This window comes from Microcoleus sp. T3_B1, from assembly GCF_036700445.1.
In the GTDB taxonomy this organism is placed as follows: domain Bacteria; phylum Cyanobacteriota; class Cyanobacteriia; order Cyanobacteriales; family Microcoleaceae; genus Microcoleus.
Window position 1 is genome coordinate 56,019 of record NZ_JAUBOX010000003.1, and the last position, 22,268, is coordinate 78,286.

19 protein-coding genes and 3 tRNA genes are annotated in these 22,268 nt (G+C 46.0%); 12 read left to right on the forward strand and 10 right to left on the reverse strand.

The window, feature by feature from the left end; translation table 11 throughout:
• Window positions 1-31 precede the first annotated feature (31 nt).
• Together bchL and QT990_RS02735 are read right to left on the reverse strand one after the other, a co-directional pair.
• Window positions 32-898, reverse strand: coding sequence for a ferredoxin:protochlorophyllide reductase (ATP-dependent) iron-sulfur ATP-binding protein (gene bchL / locus QT990_RS02730; RefSeq protein WP_006634709.1), 867 nt, complete (start codon window positions 896-898; stop codon window positions 32-34).
• Window positions 899-1,811: 913 nt separating this feature from the next.
• Window positions 1,812-3,974 carry a CBS domain-containing protein gene (locus QT990_RS02735; RefSeq protein WP_333141120.1) on the reverse strand — a complete coding sequence of 721 codons (2,163 nt, stop codon included), beginning with the start codon at window positions 3,972-3,974 and terminating at the stop codon, window positions 1,812-1,814.
• Between the two features lie 47 nt (window positions 3,975-4,021).
• Between QT990_RS02735 and QT990_RS02740 the strand changes: the two genes are divergently transcribed.
• A complete protein-coding gene (locus QT990_RS02740; protein ID WP_333141118.1) occupies window positions 4,022-6,676 on the forward strand; it encodes a PhoD-like phosphatase in 2,655 nt (884 codons plus the stop codon).
• Window positions 6,677-6,824: 148 nt separating this feature from the next.
• Window positions 6,825-7,034 (forward strand): hypothetical protein, encoded by a 210-nt coding sequence (locus QT990_RS02745; RefSeq protein ID WP_333141116.1) that lies wholly within the window; start codon window positions 6,825-6,827, stop codon window positions 7,032-7,034.
• A 153-nt stretch (window positions 7,035-7,187) separates the two neighbouring features.
• Here QT990_RS02745 and QT990_RS02750 read toward each other — a convergent pair.
• The 4 genes from QT990_RS02750 to QT990_RS02765 form a co-directional block, all read right to left on the reverse strand.
• A tRNA-Thr gene (locus tag QT990_RS02750) sits at window positions 7,188-7,259 on the reverse strand.
• Between the two features lie 73 nt (window positions 7,260-7,332).
• Window positions 7,333-7,414: transfer RNA gene (locus QT990_RS02755), tRNA-Tyr, on the reverse strand.
• A gap of 854 nt (window positions 7,415-8,268) precedes the next feature.
• Window positions 8,269-10,089, reverse strand: coding sequence for an ABC transporter ATP-binding protein (locus QT990_RS02760; protein WP_333141114.1), 1,821 nt, complete (start codon window positions 10,087-10,089; stop codon window positions 8,269-8,271).
• Window positions 10,090-10,378: 289 nt separating this feature from the next.
• Complete coding sequence (locus QT990_RS02765) at window positions 10,379-10,519, reverse strand: hypothetical protein (RefSeq protein ID WP_172188980.1); 141 nt, start codon at window positions 10,517-10,519, stop codon at window positions 10,379-10,381.
• A 219-nt stretch (window positions 10,520-10,738) separates the two neighbouring features.
• Between QT990_RS02765 and QT990_RS02770 the strand changes: the two genes are divergently transcribed.
• From QT990_RS02770 to QT990_RS02785, 4 genes are all read left to right on the forward strand, one after another.
• A tRNA-Gly gene (locus QT990_RS02770) sits at window positions 10,739-10,810 on the forward strand.
• Window positions 10,811-11,062: 252 nt separating this feature from the next.
• Entirely contained in the window at window positions 11,063-11,467 is a 405-nt protein-coding gene (locus tag QT990_RS02775; protein ID WP_333056560.1) for a hypothetical protein, read from the forward strand.
• A gap of 4 nt (window positions 11,468-11,471) precedes the next feature.
• Window positions 11,472-12,737 (forward strand): glutamate-5-semialdehyde dehydrogenase, encoded by a 1,266-nt coding sequence (locus QT990_RS02780; RefSeq protein WP_333141111.1) that lies wholly within the window; start codon window positions 11,472-11,474, stop codon window positions 12,735-12,737.
• Between the two features lie 321 nt (window positions 12,738-13,058).
• Window positions 13,059-14,198 (forward strand): fatty acid desaturase, encoded by a 1,140-nt coding sequence (locus QT990_RS02785; protein WP_333464887.1) that lies wholly within the window; start codon window positions 13,059-13,061, stop codon window positions 14,196-14,198.
• 68 nt (window positions 14,199-14,266) lie between these two features.
• Here QT990_RS02785 and QT990_RS02790 read toward each other — a convergent pair whose 3' ends face one another.
• The 3 genes from QT990_RS02790 to QT990_RS02800 form a co-directional block, all read right to left on the reverse strand.
• Window positions 14,267-15,970, reverse strand: coding sequence for a lipoxygenase family protein (locus tag QT990_RS02790; protein WP_333464888.1), 1,704 nt, complete (start codon window positions 15,968-15,970; stop codon window positions 14,267-14,269).
• 543 nt (window positions 15,971-16,513) lie between these two features.
• Complete coding sequence (locus tag QT990_RS02795) at window positions 16,514-17,095, reverse strand: class I SAM-dependent methyltransferase (protein WP_333464889.1); 582 nt, start codon at window positions 17,093-17,095, stop codon at window positions 16,514-16,516.
• A gap of 81 nt (window positions 17,096-17,176) precedes the next feature.
• Complete coding sequence (locus tag QT990_RS02800) at window positions 17,177-17,422, reverse strand: hypothetical protein (protein WP_333464890.1); 246 nt, start codon at window positions 17,420-17,422, stop codon at window positions 17,177-17,179.
• Between QT990_RS02800 and QT990_RS02805 the strand changes: the two genes are divergently transcribed.
• The 4 genes from QT990_RS02805 (at window position 17,421) to QT990_RS02820 (ending at window position 20,012) form a co-directional block, all read left to right on the forward strand.
• Complete coding sequence (locus QT990_RS02805) at window positions 17,421-17,573, forward strand: hypothetical protein (protein WP_333464891.1); 153 nt, start codon at window positions 17,421-17,423, stop codon at window positions 17,571-17,573. The two genes, QT990_RS02800 and QT990_RS02805, sit on opposite strands and share 2 nt — an antisense overlap.
• Window positions 17,574-17,973: 400 nt before the next feature.
• Window positions 17,974-19,029, forward strand: coding sequence for an adenylate/guanylate cyclase domain-containing protein (locus QT990_RS02810; RefSeq protein WP_333464892.1), 1,056 nt, complete (start codon window positions 17,974-17,976; stop codon window positions 19,027-19,029).
• Between the two features lie 36 nt (window positions 19,030-19,065).
• Window positions 19,066-19,494, forward strand: coding sequence for an NUDIX domain-containing protein (locus QT990_RS02815; protein WP_333464893.1), 429 nt, complete (start codon window positions 19,066-19,068; stop codon window positions 19,492-19,494).
• A 62-nt stretch (window positions 19,495-19,556) separates the two neighbouring features.
• On the forward strand, window positions 19,557-20,012 hold the full coding sequence (locus QT990_RS02820; RefSeq protein ID WP_333464894.1) for an HD domain-containing protein: 456 nt from the start codon (window positions 19,557-19,559) through the stop codon (window positions 20,010-20,012).
• A gap of 79 nt (window positions 20,013-20,091) precedes the next feature.
• On the opposite strand, the gene fabG is transcribed toward QT990_RS02820, so the two are convergent.
• Window positions 20,092-20,856, reverse strand: coding sequence for a 3-oxoacyl-[acyl-carrier-protein] reductase (gene fabG, locus QT990_RS02825; protein WP_333141097.1), 765 nt, complete (start codon window positions 20,854-20,856; stop codon window positions 20,092-20,094).
• Window positions 20,857-20,929: 73 nt separating this feature from the next.
• On the opposite strand from fabG, the gene trxA reads away from it, so the two are divergent.
• Complete coding sequence (trxA, locus tag QT990_RS02830) at window positions 20,930-21,247, forward strand: thioredoxin (protein WP_333141095.1); 318 nt, start codon at window positions 20,930-20,932, stop codon at window positions 21,245-21,247.
• A gap of 159 nt (window positions 21,248-21,406) precedes the next feature.
• A complete protein-coding gene (locus QT990_RS02835) occupies window positions 21,407-21,991 on the forward strand; it encodes a hypothetical protein (RefSeq protein ID WP_333141093.1) in 585 nt (194 codons plus the stop codon).
• The last annotated feature ends 277 nt before the right edge of the window (window positions 21,992-22,268 follow it).

Consider the following 22,268-nt stretch of genomic DNA (forward strand, 5'->3'; position numbering starts at 1 on the left):
CTCTTTATCCTCATCCTGATCGCTAGACCTATTAAACCATCATCAGGTCTAGCTCATCTTCCTCCTTCTTGACCACCGGTTGCACTGGATTTAGATAAAAATCTGAAAGTAAGGCGAATAATTCGCGATCGGGCGTGTCGTTGGGCACTACTCCTTCGGGCATTGCCAAAATCTGGTCAGCGATGTTGAGGTAGTAATCGCAGACGTAGTTGAGGGAAGGATCGCTTTCGGCCATCTCAAACAATGTTTTGCCTTTGACGCGAGAAACTCGGATGTCTTCAATCAGGGGCAGCACTTCCAGCACCGGCATGGGTACAGAGTCAATGTACTTGTCGATCAAGTCGCGCTTTGAGGTGCGGTTGCCAATTAAACCGGCGAGTCGCAACGGGTGAGTGCGGGCTTTTTCGCGGACTGAGGCGGCGATGCGGTTGGCCGCAAATAAAGCGTCGAACCCGTTGTCGGTAACAATCATGCAGTAATCGGCGTAGTTCAAGGGGGCTGCAAAACCGCCGCACACTACGTCACCGAGCACGTCGAACAGGATGATGTCGTATTCGTCGAAGGCATTGAGTTCTTTGAGCAGTTTGACGGTTTCGCCGACTACATAGCCGCCGCAGCCAGCTCCTGCGGGAGGGCCGCCTGCTTCTACGCAGTCAACGCCGCCGTAGCCTTTGTATATGACATCTTCTGGCCAAACGTCTTCGTAGTGATAGTCCTTTTGCTGAAGGGTGTCAATAATTGTGGGGATCAAGAAGCCAGTGAGGGTAAATGTGCTGTCGTGCTTTGGATCGCAACCGATTTGCAAAACTTTTTTGCCGCGCTTGGCTAGGGCAACGGAGATGTTGCAGCTTGTTGTCGATTTACCAATTCCACCTTTTCCGTAAACTGCTAGTTTCACTCTTGGTTCTCCTATAGGTTTCTATCAAAACGATGAGGGCTGGGGTTTCATGCTTTTTTTCGATCGCCCAATTGCAATAGCCCAATTGCAATAGCCCAATTGCAATGCCTTTACTGTCAGTCGATTGGAGATTTCAGATTTGAGATTAAAGAATCGACTCCACAGATGAATCTGGGGCTTCTCCCTAACTAAAATTTTCGATCTCGACGACTTTTGTTTGGGGCTTGTATCCGTCTTTGGGTTAGGCCAATTTTGGACTCGGCCCTTAGTCACCTCGTTGAAAGCATTATTAGCTAACTTGCGATGAAAAGAAAGGGGGCGTCTAAATGAAAATGCTAGTAAATTTGTTTATTTTGCATCTTTGGGAATCTTAACTGGTTTTTGGATTTAAAAATCTATTTTTAGATTTTTTTTAGATTCTTAATTAATTTTAGGATACTTTTTTAATATAAAGAGGTACAAAAATAAAACAAAAATTAACTTGTCAAACAATCTGGGCTTTTGGCTTTGGGGCTAGGATGCAGGCAGTTGATGGCTTGTGCGGCTAACTTGAACGGGCACAAAGGCGCTAGTGGATGAGGCAAAGGAGATAGTGAGTTGGGCCCATTTGGGTCAGGGGAGGGCAAAGTGATGTTAGCTTTCGGCTGTGGCGGGTGATTTTGCTGGGGTTTTGAGTGTTGTGTAAAAAATTGTGAATTTTTAGGAATTGGCGGGTGAGGGGGAGATTGGGGGAGCGGGAGAGTTGGAGAGTTGGAGATTGGGAGAATATTATTTTTTCCCAATGACTACTGATACGAGTTAAAAAAAAGAATGCAACTGTAGGCCCGCGCTCCAAACCACGAGCTTCCTCAGTGATTTCCAATTCTTCAATCTAAAATCTAAAATCGAAAATCGAAAATCGCATGACTGCTGACTAATGACAACTGACGATCGGAATCTCGATCGCAAATTCAGTGCCCCCTCCAGGTTCCGAAACGCAGTCGAGCCGCCCCCCGTGCTGTTCGACAACTAAATGGTAAGAAATCGACAGTCCCAACCCAGTGCCCTTGCCGACTGGTTTGGTAGTAAAAAACGGGTCAAATAATTGGTGGCGAATCTCATCCGGTATGCCCCGCCCGTTGTCGGAAATGCGGATCGCGACAAAATCGCCACCAACAACTTCAGTACGAATTGTAATAGTGGGAACAGTCAATGGAGAACTAGGATTTGACGGGGGTGAATTTTTCGCATTTCTCGTCGCCCATTCCCCTTGCTGGATTTCTTCATCCAAAGCGTCAATAGCATTGCCGATAATATTCATGAACACCTGATTGATCTGACCGGCACAGCACTCGATGTGGGGCAAATTGCCATATTCTTTAATAATGTGAATAGTTGGATGTCCGCCGTGAGCTTTGAGCCGGTGCTGCAAAATCAACAAAGTGGTTTCGAGTCCCTCGTGAATGTCAACGAATTTGATGTTAGATTGATCCGATCGCGAAAAATTACGCATCGACACAACTATTTGGCGGATGCGCTCGGTTCCTACTTGCATAGAAGACACTAGCTTAGATAAGTCTTCTACCAAAAAATCGATTTCCATCTCTGCTGCTGCTTCCCGAATTTCCGAGACTGGTTCGGGATAGTGCTGCTGGTAAAGTTCCAAAAGTTGGATCAATTCTTTGATGTAGTGGCTGGCGTGGGAAAGGTTGCCGTAGATAAAATTAACAGGATTGTTAATTTCGTGAGCGATACCGGCAATCATTTGTCCCAAAGAAGACATTTTTTCTGTTTGCACTAATTGAGTTTGAGTTTGCTGCAACTTTCGCACAGTTTGCTCTAATTGCTGCGCTTGATTTTTCAAGCAAGTTTGCTTTCGCCGCAGCACTTCTTCGACTCGCTGGCGCTTGAGAATATCCCGTCTCAACAATTCATTGGATTCTAAAAGTTGAGCGGTGCGTTCTTCAACTTGTTTTTTTAAGTCGTCGTGAGCTTGGCGCAGGGCTTCTTGGGCCCGCTGCCGCTCTAAAATTTCTTGCTGCAAAAGTTCGTTGGCTTTCTGCAATTGGGTGGCTCGATCGTCCACTGCTTGTTGCAACAGCTCGATCGTCCCATACATTTCAGATTGGTTAAAAACTTGCGGCAAACTTGTCTGAGAAACAACACCCAAAAGTTCTCCCTGGCTGCCAACTACTACCAAACGGCGGACGCAGTGGCGCTGCATGGACTGGTGCACACTCCAGAGGGAATCGGCGGGAGATATGCAAAATAAAGGCGCACTCATGGCCCTTGCTGCTGGGATTTCCGAGAGGTTTAATTCGAGGGCGTGAAACTGCACGATGTCGCGCTCGGTGACAATGCCGATCGGAATTTGGTAATTTTGTGTTGGTGCGATCGCCCGATCGGGATGCTGAGTTTGCTCTTTGACAATGACGACGGAACTAACTCGATGCTTAACCATGAGCTGGGCTAAATCGAGGGCTGAGGCAGTTTTTGGGGCAGAAATCACTTGCTGCGTCATGACATCTGCTGCACAGCGCAAATTGGTTAGCAAGTTAATCGGTTGCAGGGCTTCGTGAATGGCTTCGCGGGTGATGATGCCCAGAAGTCGCGAGTCCTCGTCCACTACGGGCAAATGCCGGATGGAGTGCTGGCGCAACGTGAACATAGCGGTGAAAATATCTTGAGACTCGGATTGTTTGAGGGTAATGGGCGATCGAGTCATTACATCCGCAATTGTCAGTCCGACTGTACAAGCTGCGACGGTAGTTAGCTTGACGATATCCCGTTCTGTAAAAATGCCGATGGGCCGATTATCTTCGACGATTAAGACGCAACTGCGCTTGGCTGCGCTAGCAACAGCGTTTGGTTTTTCGCCACAAAGGTGACAGGAGACACGCATCGGGTTCATGAGAGCCAACACTTGGGCGATCGGGGTTTCTGGAGCCACGGTGAGGGGGTGGCGGTCGATCGCCCGATCTAAAGGTGACGAGTAGAGCGGCCGGCTGTTGGGGCGTCCAGCAGGTTCTGATGATTTAATTACCGACAACTGCGGGGCTGAATCTCGGAAATGTTGTAATTGTTCTTCTTGTAGCATGATTATTAATTTTAGTTAATGAATTGTTACAATTTTGGAGACTTGGGTTGGCAGACTTAGCATTAATTAAGCCGGTGACAGATGCTCGATCGCCTAAAATTCTGATTGCTAGAACACCCTTATTTAATTTTTATTTTTTAAATCCTATGTCGTGGACGCCATTAAGTCATCGAATTCATCACTTGCCGCTGATCCTTGCGGGCCCGATTTTGCGCCGGACTGAAAGTCGGGCCGTGACAGTTTGGCTGGCTCTGAAAGCACCCCGCCAAGTCGAACTCAAGGTTTATTCGACAGAGGGCGGAACCGGCGAAATTGTCGATCGGCCCTTGCTGCAAGGTGCGAACTCTACCGTGCAGATCGGCAAATACCTGCACGTAGTCGCGGTGACTGCTAAACCAATTAACAGCAATGTCTTGACATCTGGGCAAATTTATGCTTATGACATCGAGTTTGCTGCGAGTCGCGAGTCGCCGTCGGCGGGTGCAGTCCCAGAAAATGAGAAAGAAAATCTCATTTCTTGCCTGTGGCCTGCCGCCCCTGATTTATCGGCTTTGGGGCCGGAGACGATTAGTTATTTCGCTCACCAGTTGCCCACTTTTGCCCTGCCGCCGAACGATTTAAACTATTTGCGTATCGTTCACGGTTCTTGTCGCAAGCCGCACGGAGACGGCAGAGATGCGCTGCCAATCTTGGATAATTCGATCGAACAGTTTGCAGGAACGGCAAATAGCAGGCCCCACCAACTGTTTTTAACGGGCGACCAAATTTACGGCGACGACGTTGCCGATGCCATGCTGTGGGCCTTGACTGACGCTGGCGATACACTGTTGGGCTGGGAAGAAAGTCTACCCCTGATGGATGATGCCCAAATAAAAAAGAATTTGTGTATCAGTATACCTAAAAATTCGGAAAACGAAAATGCAGTTAGCCCAGAGAGGGAAATTTTTAGAGAGTCGCCAATTCAGAAACCGTCTGATGCTGAGTATCAGTCCAAAAAACCAATTGAGTTACAGCCTGGGACTCGCAGCGATATTGCCAGAGATTTTGGCGGCTTTACGGCGATGTTGGTGAATCAATCGGACAAGTCTAAAAGTCACTTGTTCAGTTTGGGCGAATATTGCGCGATGTATTTGTTAGTTTGGTCGCCGGTACTCTGGTGCACGAGTTTTCCGAAGGGTAAGGATATTTGTCCAAATTCTAAGCAGGCAAAAGTCTGGGATAGAGAAGTTGTTGAACTTGACGGTTTTGCTCGCAATTTGTGGAGAGTGAGGAGGGCGCTAGCGAATATTCCTACTTATATGATTTGCGATGACCATGATGTTAGCGACGATTTTTATTTGAATCGAGAGTGGTGTTACCGGGTGCTGGGAAAGCCGCTGGGCCGGCGGGTGGTGCAGAATGCTTTGCTGGCTTACGCTGTGTTTCAGGCTTGGGGAAATACGCCCGCACAGTTCGATCGCGAAAAACCGGGAGATAAATTATTCAAGGCTGCTGAAAAATGGTCTGCTTCGGCGGGGACTGATGTTTCTGCTTGGGAGGAGGCGGCTTCGTATTTGGGAATTCCCGGGCTCGACCCGAAAACTCATTTGCCTAAGTTGAAATTAGATGAAGATGTTTTTATTTTGGATCGGGATGGCGAGGGTGTAAGTGAGGTTTTGAATTGGCATTTTACTGTGAGAAGTTTTAAGCACGAGGTGATTGTGCTGGATACGCGGAATTGGCGGGGGTATCCGGTGGAAAGCCCGATCGATCCACCGATGCTTTTGACTCACAAAGGTTTTGAGGAGCAAATTCAGCGGCCTTTGAGGGAGACTGATTTGCTGAATAAAACTGGGGAGTTTGAAATTGAGGCGACTCTGGTGGTTGTGCCGACAAATTTGGTGGGTTTGTGGATTATTGATGCGGTGCAAAAGTGGGATGTGGCACAGGGGAAGGTTTTTAATAGTGATGCGGGGGATGCTTGGAATTTTCATGAGTTAGCTTTTGTAAAGCTGTTGTCGGAGTTTTTTAAGCAGCGCGATCGGGTGATTGTGTTGACGGGGGATATTCACTATGCTGCTGCTGTGCGACTGAGTTATTGGTCTGATTGTCATTTTGGCGATTCTCGATCGAATATTGAGCCTTTGACGAGGGAGAATTATCGGTCAAATTGTCAATATTCTGTGTTGGCACAGTTAACTGCTAGTGCTTTTATTAATGAGGAGTGGAAAACGCATTTAGTTCATACTAAGATTAAGTCGCTGTTGCCTGAGCGATCGCACGAATGTTTGGGATGGAATGACCCGCTGGAATTAATGAAAATTTCGAGGGGTGGCAGAAAGAAAGCTATCGCTGCTGTCAGGAATCGACAATCTATGCCTGATTGGGGCTATCGGATTGACTGGATTAAACGGCAAAGAGCTCGGGTATTTTTGCTGCTAGAAAAGGGAACTGCGTCAGATAGATCGCATAAAAATAAACAATTGCCCTTCCTGCATAGGTTGTGGAATTTTATATCGCTGTTGTGGCGCAATCGCTGGCTGCAAGAGGGTGATGAGATTGTGGGATATAGTAATATTGCGATCGTCAGTTTTCAGTGGCCTGCTGATGGTGATGGGGAGAAAGCGGTGATCCAAAATGTTTATTGGCGACCGCTTTGGGAGCCGAATAGTGTGGTTTACAGTCAATATTTTGTGCCACTGGGATTGGATGAGGATGATTAGATTCACGATTTCTTGAAGAAGTCGGGGATTTCGATACGGGTACAATATTGTGATCAGTTTGTGGCAGTATCCGCCGGGGGGAAACCCCAGTCTCATAGCTAAAGTCGATTGGAACTGAGATGTTTCACCATTCTCAAGAACAGGCAAGATGCCTGTTCCACAACAGATGAATTTTATTGTGGAACAGGCCGAAAAGCCTGTTCATAAAAAAGTAATGGAGAATGGTGCAATATCTCAGTTGGAACTGAGATGTTTCACCATTCTCAAGAACAGGCAAGATGCCTGTTCCACAAAGAATAAGTTTTCTTGTGGGGAGTCGCAGAATTTCCATAGCCAGCCGACTTGCTCAATCAGTTAAAAGCCAGACGCAAAAAGTCGAGGGCGGACTTGGCAGATATGGAAGTTGTTTGGGACATATTAGAAAACCATCAGCACCAAAGTTGAGCGGAAAACTAACCTTCTTGCTGTGCAATGAGCGTGAAACCCTTGATGGATATACTATAAATTAGGAAGCCCGTGACGAGATTTGAACTCGTGACTTCCTCCTTACCAAGGAGGTACTCTACCACTGAGTTACACGGGCATAAAAAATTAAGAACCTCCAATTAAAAAATTAATTTTTAATTCTTAAATTTTAACTTCTTATTAAATTGAGGTGGGCCGAGCTAGATTTGAACTAGCGTAGGCGTAGCCAGCGGATTTACAGTCCGCCCCCATTAACCGCTCGGGCATCGACCCATTTCCATCACAGTTATATATCCTAGCACCAGAATCTTTATTTGCAACATTATATTTAAAACTCTAATCATTAAGTTGAGAACACATAAGTGAGTTAGCGGCAGACGGGAAAATTGAACACTGTTTAAGGTGCAATACGCTTGGGCCCGAGCCCGATCCCCCCTAGCCTAGGGCGGGCACGGGGGCACCGCCCCTACGAAGGGGGGGACCAGAACTTACTCTTGCGTCTCCCAACAACCAGGGGGATGCTGCAAGGGATATCGCCCGGAATAAACAGTTTTAACCCAAGCGTATTGGTTTAAGGTGTGCATTCCTAAGTCTAGGCTGGGTGCCCGCCCGCAGCAGGGCTGTTTCATTCTCTTGTAGGGGCAGCAAAGAGTGGCTGCCCCCATGTCCCAAACGCCTGTGAACTCGTCTGTGGGGGGGTAGGCACGGGGAGTAGGGGTAGCACTACCCCTACAAAAGCCTGATTTTCCTGAGAATGAAACAGCACTGCCGCCCGGAGCACCCTAAGTCTAGACTAAGAGGTTGATTAACAGTCAGACTTTTTCTGACATTTGCTAACAATCACTTACATTTGCCTTCTGGTCTTCATGTCATATAGAATGAATTTAGCCACTCAGATGTAGGTGAAAAACCTTGGTAGTACGCAACCGCTATATAAATAAGTTGCCTCTACATTATCAAAGCAAATAATCAGATTGGCGTGGGGCTGTAAGCGATAACCAAGCTGAAGGCAAGAATATAAGTGCTTGTAGAAATTTCTACGGGCATCGGTTGATACGCCTTGGTTGAGATCTGATCTCAACTTATGTATTTGTTAGCAAATGTTAGCAAAAAAGTATCGGAAATCCCTAACTCACTAATTCCCCGGTTTCTTGCAGGGAGTGCAGCCGGCGATAAATGCCTTGTTGACTCAAGAGTTCGTCGTGACTGCCAACTTCGACGATTCTACCGCCGTCGAGTACGACGATCGCATCGGCTTCGCGAATTGTACTCAGTCTGTGGGCAATAATTATGGTGGTGCGCGTACCGAGAATATTTCGCATGGCTATCTGGATCGATCGCTCCGACTCATAGTCCAAACTAGAAGTAGCCTCATCAAAAATTAACACATCCGGCTCCACCAACAGCGCCCTGGCAATCCCCAATCGCTGCCGCTGACCGCCGGACAAGCGCATTCCTCGCTCCCCGACCACGGTATAATAACCTTGGGGCAACAGCCGCACAAAATCGTCTACTTTGGCAATGCGACAAGCATCCTCAACTTGCTCGAAAGTTGCATTTCTGTTTCCGTATGTCAAATTTTCCAGCAAAGTACCGTTAAAAACGTCTACTTCTTGGTGGACAATGGCTAAACGCTGGCGGTAGCGAGTCACGTCTAAGCTGCAAATGTCTTCGCCGTCGATCAGAATGCGGCCGGAGTTTGGTTCAAAGTAGCGAAACAGAAGTTTAACTAAAGTCGATTTCCCGGAACCCGATCGCCCGACTAATGCTACAGTGTGACGGGGATAAATCAATAAATTCACATCTTGCAAAACGGGTTTTTGACTGTCGTACCCGAATGTCAAACCGCTGATCTCAACTTTGCCGGTAAATTTATAAGGTGGCTGTGCCGATCGAGCATTTTCTGCTAAATTAACCACATCAACACCGTCTGGCGTTTGCATAAACTCGTGGAACCGGATCATTGAAGAATAACGCCGCGCCAATAATTCGGCGATAATGCTAATCGGACGCAGTTGGGAATATGCCATGCTTGCCAACGTGTAAAGGGTAACAAAATATCCGAGGGAAATTTTGCCTCCTACCGTTTCTGCTAGGCTAAAACCGAGAACTGAAAACAAACACAACTGGACGATCGTCTGCTGGTATGTCCCCAGGGTGACGTATCCTTTGTGAATGCGGTGGATCACGACTTTTAATTCGCGATCGAGTCTGGTGGTTTGCCTTTTGAGTTCATCGCTTTCTGTCGCAAAAGCTTTGACTGTTTTGATGTTGGTGATAATTTCCGAGTTGCGGCTTTCGGTATCTTCGATGTATTCATCGAGAATTTCTTCCCGCGCAGTCACCTGTTGCAGGCCTTTGAGGGTGAAACTGAGGATAAATAGGAATGAAACCACAATTAATAAGCCAATCCGCCACTCAATTAAGCAGATAACGGCAAAAATGCCGATTAAGCGGACGACTTCGGGGATGAAGTCGCCGGCAATTTCTGGGTAAGTCCAAGTATGGTTGGCGATGCCTTTGGCGATGCGGCTGGCAATCCGTCCGGCGTTGTTTTCGTCGTAGAATTCTAGGGGTAAGGTGAGGATTTTGCCGATCGCACTTCTCATTCGATCGCGCCTTGCCCTCAATGGTATCACCCAGTGGAACCAACTTCCCACCCAAGGCTGTACCGGTGCTTTGGCGACTGTTACCAGAAAAATTATGCCCAGCAAGACGGATAGCGATAATATTTTGTTGGGTGACTGCTGGGTAACAGAGGCGATCGCTGTTATGAGTTTTTGCGTTACTGTATCTGTAGCTTTACCCGACAATACGTTTAATATTTGACCGATCGCGTAAGGAACAAGCAAATCGGCTAGTGCCAAAACGCTGGATGCGCCTATGCTGTAAACTGAGATTTTCCAGTACCGACTGTAGTATTGGAAAATGTCCTGAAAGCTTGCCATAAATTTGTGTTGAGATACAACCCTTGCAAACACTTGCATTTAAAACTGCGCTCTCGGCGCGCCGTGTTTACAAGTGTACTACAAAAGTAGTTGATCGGGGATTCATCTCGGCTCATGCTAGCGACTCGCCCGATCGGGTGATTTATGGCAATCATTCGATCGTCAGCAATCGATCCGCATTCCTGGGCAATAAATTCAAGACTAAGGGCAAAAAAATGCAAAAGACAGAATTTTTCTTAAATTCTGCCTTCTGAGCAATGCCTTATAAGTTTTACGTTGGAGTAGTCTGTTAGCTGAAGGTGTAGGCTGATTGCAATGCCCACCAGATCAAGAAGCCGATTCCGCCGGCAATGACAATCGCCGAAATGGCGATCGCTATAGGACTGTCAGCTCCCTTGAACTTCATGATTCCGCGATTTAAATCTGACATGACAGTGTTCTCCCACAATTCCAGCTTGATTGTAGCTTTGTAGTTAGCCGATGGCGGTCAATTTTCACGGCAATTACTGATTTGGTTAATGATCTGGCTGCTGAAATTGCAGGTGGGGAGTGGGTTTGGGGGGGGTTTACTGGGTTTGTGAAAAAAACTTACTAAAAAGACTTGACAAATTTAGAGAATTGAGACAATATTATTAATACCGCAGGAAATGCGGGTGTAGCTCAGTGGTAGAGCGTCACCTTGCCAAGGTGAATGTCGCGCGTTCGAATCGCGTCACCCGCTTTAGAAGATAAAAAAATCAAGGAAACCGGAAAGTAGATCAAGAAAGTTTTCGGTATCCTCCTAATGAAGGATGGTTGAAAATACCTAAGTTAGTGGTAAGATTGAATGCAGAACTTGTAAGTCAAAATTGCCGATCGGGCGATATCTCGAAACAGGCAGTTGAAAGCCTCGCTTTGGCGGAATTGACAAGTTTGATTAAGTGGATATGTTAACGATTATTTTTGCAAAAACGCTTTTTTTATCCGATCGCTAGTGCCATCTCAAAAAGCTCCAAAGATTGACTTAAACGATGAGTACCCCTGTCCTTGCCGACGGCGGGGTCGTCTAGTTCCCATAACGTTGACAGAAGCCTTTGGCTGCAACCGCTGTCAACAAATATTTGTATTGGACGAAAGTGGAGACGTGATCGAGCAACTATCAACGAACTATCCTTACAAGCAGGCTTGGCGGTGGACGGGCCACCAGTGGAACAGAGCGCATCCGGGTTTGAAGGCCCATTACTTGCCACTGGCTTTGGGTATGATATTGGTGCCGCTAGTGATTTGGTTGCCCTTGGCGCTACACTCGCCGGGCCCAAATATTATTCTGTGGGCAATGGTCGCGGTGCTGCTAGCAATGCTGCCGGCGCTGATGGTATGGCTCGCTTACAGGCGTTAGCTAGATGATAATAGAGGATTTTACCCATTCATCAGATGCCGCAAATGTCGCGCGTCGCGCTTATCAAGCTTCTTTGGAGTTGGCTACGACAAAGAGTGCCGATCGCGCTGCAGCTTTGCAGGCGATGGCGGGCTCGCTGAAACGGCGGCAAAATGATATTTTAGAAGCAAATACTCTGGATCTAGAAGCGAGTCGGGACATGGCGATTCCCGAGTTGATTGTGGAGTGGCTGAAGCTGACGCCGGAACGGATCAAGACAACTGTGCAAATTCTGCAACGGTTGGGGGAAATGCCAGATCCGATCGGTAGGGTGATCAATGCTTCTTATCAGGTCGATCGGTGTCAGGTTTACTGTCAGTCGCTACCACTGGGGGCGATCGCTCTAATTTACGAGGCCTTTCCAGAGTTGGGGGCGATCGCCGCGGGTTTGTCTCTCAAAAGCGCTAACAGTTTGATTCTTAAAGGCGGCAGCGAAAGCTGGCACACTAATACAGTAATTGGGGAAGCTTTGGTGTCGGCGATCGATGAGGTAGGTTTGCCATCGGGATGTTTGCAGATACTGCCGCCGGATCGGGGCGCTTCGATCCGAGAATTGGTCACTCAAGACCAATATCTCAATTTAATTATTCCCTACGGTAGACCAAGTTTGGTGCAGCAGGTGGTAAGGCTGTGCACAGCACCAGTTTTGAGGTCGGCAATGGGAAATTGTTACCTTTATTGGTCGCCGACTGGTAGTTTGGAGATGGCAAGGTGGATGATTTTGGACAGCCATCAAAGCGTGCCCGATCCTGTTAATGCGATCGAGAAAGTGCTGATCGATCGCAACCAAAAGCCTTCTTCCTTAGTCAGGCTGTGGAACAGTTTAAAAGAAAAAGGCTTTCAAATTAGCGGCGATGCGGATCTTGTTGCAGATTTCCCAGAGTTGAAGCTGGCGGAACAATACGAGTGGACTCAACCGTATTTAAACAAAACCATAGCGTTTAAAGTTGTCGATAGTTTAGAGATTGCGATCGGCTGGATCAACCGCTACAGCAGTGGTCACGCTGACTGCATTGCCACTGAATCTTACTTAGAAAGTCGCCAATTTGCTCTGGATGTTAACAGCGCCTCAACTTTTATTAATGCCTCACCTCGGTTTTGGCGCTATCAAAATCGGGGAGATGCGATATTTTTGGGAATGTCCAACCAAAAAGGTTATCGCCGAGGATTGATCGGGTTAGATACACTGACGACAATTAAAGAAATTGTTCAGGGAAACGGACTTTTTTAATCTTATAGGTTATTTAGAATTCGTTATTGGGATTAAACCAAAGTGAAAAGTGGGAGACTATTATCGATGCGTAAGCCTTTAATAGTTGTTCCAAAAATCTTTTTATAGGATACAATAATATCTTGGTAGAACAATCAGGCCGCCTCGATCTCAAGCAATTTGATCGCAAGCTCCCGGATAGCCGCAGTGGAGACAGATAAAATCTCCGCCTCCTAACAATAAGCCGCCGGATTTATGTGTGGGTTCAATCTAAAATCGGGTACGGAATCTAATTAAATTTAGAAACTTATTAACTCACATGAAAATACTCTTAGCGATCACATGAAATCCGAAAAATCAGTCAATACTCTAGACAAGACCGCAACGCCGACTTTAGGCAAAGAAACGCTAATTCACCACTCGGTATATGTTAAGAAATTGCGTCCACTTCTGCCATCAGAGGCCTTTGAAGCGAATTCCAGCAAGTTAGGGATACTGCTGATAAATATCGGGATATTATTGTTAGGATGGGGAATTGCTGATAATCTCGATCGCTGGCCTGTCTACCTTTTATGGCTTTACTTACCTTTAGCCGTCATGATGGGTAATAGTATCATAGTTTTGCTATTTAGCTCCCACGATTTGATGCACGGCAGCGTTCAGAAAAAGTCTCGCCTGACTTATCCGATCGCCTTTTTGGGACTAAGTATGCTGTTTATGCCACCTACACAGTGGAAATCCCTGCACAACCTCGTACATCACAATAACACGAATTCTTTGGCAGACCCCGATCGCAACTATCTGTACCAGCAACCAGATACTTGGGGAAAATGGATTCAAAATCTGTTTGTACCGTCGGTGGAAGTCAATCCGGTGTGGTTAATTATAGGGATGGCGGGTTCGTGGTTAGTGCATAATTTCCGCAATCTCACATCGGTGCTGTTATTTAACGATAAATCTGTTGATTACGTACCGGCTGCCTTTACAGTTAGTCCTAAAGATAGATTGACAATCGCATTTGAATGTCTGGGAATTTTAGGCCTTCATGCGAGCATTTTATTCTACCTAAATTTTCATCCGCTCAAAATCGCTCTTGCGTACTTTTTGCCGATCGCAATTGGTCATGCAGGGGCAATGTTTTACATCTATACCAATCATATGGGTTGCCGGATGACCGCCATTAATGACCCGCTGATCAACAGTGCTTCTGTGCGGGTTCCTAAAATATTTGACCTGCTGCACTTAAATTTCTCTTACCACACAGAGCATCATATTTTCCCCAGCATCAACTCAAACTATTATCCGATGGTGCAAGAGTTGTTGCAAATTCACTATCCCGATCGCATGAATTTAATCGATGCTGGCGACGCTTGGCGGTTGCTGGTGGAAACACCCCGGCATTATCAAGATGAAGTTACCTTCACTGATTCCTCTGGAACAATGTCTGTAAATTGCTCGATCGCTGAAGACTACAAAAGCTGAGAATGGGCAAAGGAATTTTCTTGTGGGGAGTAGGGGTTGGGTGTGTCGCCCGCCCCCAAAATACACTCCTAAATACTGATGCTATTTAGCACCAACGACGGCTTGAGAGAAAAGTAAGGGATTACTCGTTTTTGATTGTTGGCATCAATCTTTTGTTCTGCCATATTCAAATTTTGCTGGAACTGTCTGGCTAAAACTTGGATCGGCGTTCCCGCAAAAACTTCGTCGAAACTCATCCGGTAGAGTTCTCGGAAAGATTTATCGTAAAAACCTAAACGGTCATATCGATAAGCTGACAAAATAAACATAATTTTCAGTTGTTCAGCCGCTCGCTTGTACGGAGGAAGCAACCGTAAAATATCCTTTTCTGTAATCACTTCGAGATTGCCAGAAGCGGTAATTTTCGGAATGTCCCGGTAGGCTGCCAAGGGCATATTGGCGGCAAAAGCCATGTATTCGTACTGGGGAAAATTGACGGCTGAATGCTGCGGGCCGCAGGTGAAAATTACAGTTGTGACAATTTTAATTAATTGTTCAACTGTGTCGATTTTGCTTGGCATTCCTTTGACTTTACCGCCGTTCTCAGAGGCTAATTCTTGTGCCCAGGTTTGCAGTTCCACATCTTCTGCGATCGCCTCTTTCGTCGGGTAAAAGTGTTTGAGATAGCCGGAGACAAAGGTTTCGATCGCATTCCACAGCAGCAATCCATCATCTCGGTAAGGATAGTGAGGCAGTTGATTTGGATCGTCCATGCCCCGATTTTTCAGTTCGGTTGGGAAGGCAAATTGATCCAGACTCCAGTTACTGCAAGCCTCTCTAGCTATTTCCATTGTCTCTGGCAAGCTACCGCTTAGCAAGTCATCGACTGGCCCGCCCGGAGCGATCAAATAAGAACGCGCCAGCTCGTTGTTGACCAGCATAAACCGAAAGTGCGGTTTCAGCAGCAGGCTAAGGGGGTGATTTTTAGCCAACTGTCGGGCGGTGACGATCGCGATTGGTTCCATCACCAGATGAGTTCGACCTAAATGCGAACTCATTTCGTGGTGATTGGCATCTGCTACTTGCACGCAGAGTTTCGCAAACAGCCAATCCACAGGAGGATCGAACGGGGTGTAAAGATGGCTATTTGGGGTCGGATCTAGTTGAATGGCGATCGGCACCAGTTCACCGCGATCGCGAATTCCCGTCCACCGCCAAGCGAAAAAAGCTCGCGGTTTTGGCAAGAATTTTCTGCCTTTTTCATAGCTGCCGCCTCCAATTTTTGAAGGCGCGCGATAGTGTTGGTCGCTACCCGTATAATCGGCAATGTAAATGTTTTTTTGTTGCAACTCTTGGCCCAGATCGAATAATGGGTGAAAGCTGGAAATTTGTGCCAGTGTTTGCGCCCGAGGATCGCCGGCATCTAACAAACGAAGCACCATCGGATTTGCTCCAGACAGGCGCTGTTCTGCAAAAGAGCGATCGGTTTGGTAGATTTTGGCAACAGCAGGTAGCGGCAGCAGAGTAAAGAAATCTTCATAGTCTTGGAGGTCGTCGAGAGGATCGAGAAAACTTCTCGAATCGGCTGCCAGCATATTTCCGGGAAGTTCCGATGTTGCTAGTATCCGCTCTCCAATATACTTGCTCGAAAAGTTCTCGACTGGCGGCACATCTTTCAATAATGCCAAAGGCGATAAAGCGTCATTGTCAAACTGATAAGCTTGTTGCTGACGCTTCAAGGAATCTTTGCGCTGTTCTTGGTTCTGGTCGTCTTGAGGAAGAGAAGGTTTCATATTGTCTACCATTGTATAAATCAACTCTCTTTTTGTAGTAAAAGCTCGGAGATCATCACTACCGATCGAGGATGGAATTTAAAAAGTATTGTGCAGGCTCACGCTTGATATAGGTCTTATTCAGCGATCGATAATCTGATTCCGGACTTTTTTTTAAATCAGAAAAATTTCTCAAAAGCAGGCAACACTTCTCGATCGCCCTAAATCTAGATTGAAAGGTTTCATTCTCCCGATAAGTAGCTCGCACTCAAGAACCCCGACATCTCAAAGATGTCGGGGTTCTGGGTGTTCGGTTTTTTGAGCTGGGTTTACGGATTAGCGATTAGGCATGAGTCATTAAATATTGACCGTTGCCGTTATATTCGCCATCGCAACTCGCGAAATTAGCCACAAACCAAATTAAGTAAAACCGCCAGATGCGGCGAAATTTGGCATAGTCGATGCCGTAGTCTAAATCTTTGACTATTGCCTGAGAATCGTCAAAATTTTTCAGCCAGTTAGCAAAGGTTGTGGAGTAATTGTATCCGTTGAGATACCAGTTGTTTAGGGTTTTGAGGTCTTTATTGTGGCTGGAACATCGTATTTCCAGTAACAGCCGTGGGGGAAAATGTATTTGTGGGTGAAACCGCTGGATATATTGTTGGGAGTGCGAACTGTGATGATGTGAATGAAAACTTTGCCGTTATCCTTCAGGAAAGATGCCCGCTTTTGGAAAGCTTTCGTTAAATTGCCTACATGCTCAACAACTCCGATGGAGAGAATTTTGTCAAATTTTGTCTCGAAGTTGGCGTCGTTCAAATCGCCTTCATATAGGGTAAATCGACCTGAACTAAGGTAGCTTTCGGGGTATTGCATCTTCTGACGCATATACTCGCATTGGTGGTGGCTGAGGTTAATGCCAGTAAACTGGACATTGGGGAATTTGGAAAGAATGTAATGGGGAACGCAACCCCAACCGCAACCAAAGTCTAAAATATTGTCGCCATCCTGAATCTCTAGCTTTTCAATCACATCATCAATCATCTGCATTTGCGATTGTTCAAGGTTGGCGGCTCCTTTTTCCCACAATCCCATGCTGTATTTAGGATAAATGAGTTTTCCGTCGCCTAACATCGGATTCAGCATAGCTTGAGGTAAGTCCTACTGAATCTTCATTAAATCCCGCGGCCCTTCGGCGGTACAATCTGTTTCTGTTAGTACCCATTCCTAGGGTGCAAGCAGGGACGGGATATGCTTAAAAAAGACGGGCATACAGGTATCAAAAAGCGATCGCAATACTGAATCTGGGACTTCTAAGCCGTTGATGTAAGACTCTGCTACTGCCATTTGTACCGTGTTAACTGTAGTGACTGCGAGGCGGGTTGCTCCGTAGGCGATCGGACTTTTGGTATGCACATCTCCTACGATGGGAATGTGGTTTTCGATGTTTTGTAGGGCTGTTGATGAAGTCATGGTTATACTGGTTTTAAAGATGCTGCTATTCTATCTCACGAAAATTAGCGGGTTGTTAGAGAGCAAAAAAGCTGAAACTATTGCCAAGTATGGTTTGCACAGCAAAACTCCGCAAAATCCTAAAAATATGTGGCGGTTGAAGGGGATTTGATAACGGATTTATCGGGGCTGGGGCGATAAGAATTTTATTAAGAATTATGTCAGTTTATTTGATATCTTAGATTTTAGATTTTAGATTAACTCTACAGCTTGAATAGGGGTATTTTCACGGTGCGATGAAAATTTTAGTGCTCAGTTATACATTTTAGATTTGAGAAGAGGGAATGACTGATGAGCTAAGAGTTGGACTATTGCTGAGAGTTGCATTCTTTTTTTAAACTGTTGTCAGTTGGGCGGTTGAGCTGACGCAATCATAAGTAAATGCCGATCGCGACTTATAGTTAAGGAATCAGGGATACAGAAAAAATGCCCAGAAACCGGGTTTGCATACAGGTTAGCTGCAATAACAGATGTCCGCGAGATTCCTCGCTAATTAGCTAGACGCGCCACATATGCCACAGATTCACTATCTGCCGGACGATCGCACGATCGAGATAGACGACGACGATATAATTCTCGAAGCTTCCCTGCGTGCCGGCATTCCCCACACCCACATCTGCGGCGGTAGCGCCCGGTGTTCGACTTGCCGGGTATTGATTGTCGAAGGTTTGGAATTTTGCTCTCCGCGCACTTCGCCGGAAGAGGAACTTGCCCAAAAATTGCGTTTAGAACCGGAAATTAGACTGGCTTGTCAGACACAGGTTGCGGGCGGCAAGGTGATTTTGCGCCGATTGGCGATCGATTCTGAAGACTTGGAATCATTTAACGACGAAATGGCGGGAAAGTTGATTTCTACTCCTGTCGGGCAAGAGAAGAAAATTGCAATTTTGTTTGCCGATATTCGCGGGTTTACTGCGTTTGCAGAATCGCTGTTGCCCTACGATGTAATTTATGTTTTAAATCGCTATTTCCAAAAAATGGGTTATGCGATCAACCGCAATGGCGGGATGATTAATAATTACATGGGAGATGGTTTTATGGCACTGTTTGGGTTGGAAAATCCCGACAAGGCGGCGGAACAAGCAGTGAGGGCTGGGGTGGAGATGCTGGAGGAACTAGAGAAACTCAATCCCTATTTTGAGACTTTATACCGTCACCGATTGCGGATTGGGATTGGCATTCACTGCGGCTGGGTGGTTGTGGGGAATTTGGGGGCGTCGAAGAGTCAGACAGTTACGGCGATCGGAGATGCGGTGAATTTGGCCAGCCGGATCGAGGCTGCTAACAAGCAAGTGGGAACAAGTTTACTGATTTCCGAGGAGACTTATCAGGAAGTTAAGGAATTGGCGATCGTCAATCGGTGCGTATCCGTGCCAATTCCGGGGAAAAGTGGCGAATATCCGCTGTATGAAGTAGTCGGGATGCCGCCGCTGCCCGTGGAAACCGAAGAAGTTTCTGAGGTAAGGGAAGGTTCTATTTGGCAAAGTTTTATCAATAAATTGCTGGCTTTGTATGCTGCGGCGTACAATGGGATTAGGCAAATTTGGATTCAAATTAGAAAACTATAGCTCAACTTTTTTGAGTTTTGTTATTCCCTCGATAACATGAATATTCCTCAGTCAATAGTTCGCATTTTTATCATGCTCCCCAACGGTCAGATTGGGGCACAACTGCGAGATAATATTCCCGGTATTGCCAGTCAAGGAATGCTTTCTACTTTTGGTGGTGGCGTGGACATAGGAGAAAGTCCACAGGAGGCAGCAGTGCGAGAAATGGAGGAAGAAACTTGCCTCACAACCAATTTTTACCAAATGGATTTTATCACAACTTTTACTCACCAAAAGACCCAAAAAGAGAGAAAGATTTTACAAGAAAACCACCTTTTTTTGGCTAAAGTTAGCGATTGTGATAAAATAGAAATCAAAGAAGGTGTGGGTTTGGTAGTTTTGAGAAAAGATGTAGATTTTGAAAAAGTCAACGCCGGGGAAGGTACTCACATGGCTTGGAAATTGTTGCAGGAATATTTGAAATAAAAATTCCCACACTACGTTTTCCCCGCGAGGGGACTGAAACTTTAATAGAGAACTTCTTTACTATGTTGTCAAATACGAACTCAGAGTACGAATCATTACTACAACGAGCGATCGCGATCGCAGCCAAAGCTCATGAGGGGCAGGTTGATAAGGCAGGCAATCCCTATCTCGATCATCCGCTCGCTGTGATGGAAAATGTAAATTCTCTAGAGCAGAAAATCGTTGCGGTTCTACACGATGCGGTCGAAGATTCGGAACTTACACTTGAGCAACTTAGAAGCGAAGGTTTTCCTGAAGTTATCGTCTCGGCGATCGCGGCGATTACCAAAATAGAAGGAGAAGCTTATGCAGCTTATTTAGAGCGTGTGATTGCCAACCCGATCGCATTGGCAGTCAAAATCGCTGATGTTACTCATAATCTCGATCTGCGTCGCATCGCCCATCCGACAGAGGCAGATTTTCAACGCATTGCCAAATACAAAAAAGTCCTCAGTCAGTTGCGTGCCGCCCTAAAGTAATTATTAACCGCAGATATCCGCCTTCGTGGCACAGGCATCTTGCCTGTGCGATATCTGCGGTTAAAAAAATCCCGAAATCCTAAGCCATCACCATTCCCCCATCCACATTAAAAACCTGCCCCGTTATATAAGCAGCCGCCGCATCTGCCGCCAAAAACTTCACCATCCCGGCAACTTCCTCAACTTCCCCGTATCTCCCCAGCGGAATATATTTCAAAATCTCATCAGACTTGACATCCTTAGTCATATCTGTAGTGATAAAACCCGGTGCAACTGCATTCACAGTAATCCCGCGACTGGCCAACTCTTTCGCCACAGTTTTAGTAAACCCAATTACCCCAGCTTTCGCCGCACTGTAATTAGCTTGTCCCGGATTGCCCATTTGCCCAGCAACCGAAGCAATATTAATAATTCGGCCGCTTCGCTGTTTCAGCATGATTTTACTGGCAGCTTTCGCACACAAAAACACGCCAGTTAGATTCAAATCAATTACCGCTTGCCAATCTTCCAACTTCATCCGCAGCAGCAAAGTATCGCGAGTAATGCCGGCATTGTTCACCAAAATGTCAATTCGTCCCCATTTTTCCATGACATTACTGGTGAGTAAATCTACTTGGTCAGTTTTCGAGACATCTGCTGCAAGTGCGACAGCTTCTCCTCCAGCAGCGACTATTTCTGCTACCACCTCATCAGCAGCCGCACTCGAACTCGCATAGTTGACGGCGACTTTAGCGCCCTCTGTGGCTAGGGCTAAAGCAACGGCGCGGCCGATTCCCCGCGACGCACCGGTCACGACAGCAACTTGACCCCGCAATCTCTGAAAAGTCTCTGGTAATAATTCCATAATTGTATCCTCGCAATCTACCAGAGAATTTTGCACTAAAATCGAGCCAGAACCCAAAAAATTATTTTGTCTTATGGCAGTTCAAAAACAGTTCAGCAGTTTTGAGGAGTTACTATCGGGCTCTGACTTGCCCGTGTTGGTGGATTTTTACGCTACTTGGTGCGGGCCTTGTCAGATGATGGCACCGATTTTGGAGCAAGTGAGTGGTCAGATGAAAGACAAGCTGATGGTTGTCAAAATTGACACGGATAAGTACGAACAGTTGGCGTCGCAGTATCACATTTATGCTTTGCCGACTTTGGTGTTGTTCAAAAATGGCGCTGAGGTCGATCGCATTGAGGGAGTTATGCAACCGGCGCAGTTGATCGATCGAGTGCAACCTTACTTGTAACCGGAGCCAATTATCTCACACGTAGGGTGCGTCACCTAATAGACATCTCCCAAAAAGATATTCAAGAACAGGCAGGATGCCTGTTCCACAAGAATTATGGGAGATGTCTAATATCTGATCAATTATGAATAAGATAATCCTAGTTGACGCTCCCTACTGATGAAGACTCCCAGCCACGCTATTATCAATCTGGCAATTCTTGGCACACCGCAACTGCCGCAAGCTAATCTCATTATTGTCATTGGCGGAATCTTACCCGACATCCCAATATTTTTATTTTACTTTTGGGCGAAATACATTGCTCGCTTGCCCGAAGCTACAATTTGGTCAAAAGCATATTATGAGCCTTTTGTGCAAGATATTGTGGCTCTGTTTCATTCTATACCTCTGGCGGTTATTGGTTTGCTAATTGCTTATTACTTTGGCTGGCAAAGTGTGCAAATTCTGTTTATCAGCATGATACTACACTCTCTGGGAGATTTGCCTGTCCACAATGACGACGCTCATCGGCACTTTTTTCCGTTCAGCAATTACCGTTTTATCAGTCCGTTTTCTTATTGGGATCGGAAGCACTACGGGTCAATTGTTTCTTTGGTTGAAATGTTGTTAGTCCTGCTGTCAACTTACCGCGTTTTTGGTTTTGTTAATTCTTATGTTGGAAAAACGTTGTTGATTTTGGTGAATGCTTTTTACTTAATTGGATCGGTGTCTTTTTACGTCCGTTCTTTAGTTTCTCGTTCTTAATTATTCTGCTGCAATTGCTCTCTCACCGGATTATCGAGATTGTTTTGGCGGAATTGTGCGATCGTACTGGGAATCTAGAACACAATGTAAAGTTTTATAACAAAAACCCACATTTCTGCCTCAACAGCTTGACAAAAACAATTTTCCTATGGTGAGATACTAAGAATCACAACAAGTTACTGTATCGCTTGTTCGCATCTTAATGAAATTTTCCAATAAATCGCCCTTCAACAGTCAAGAGCCGTTCCCTATTGGTGAAACGACCTTAATACCTGAA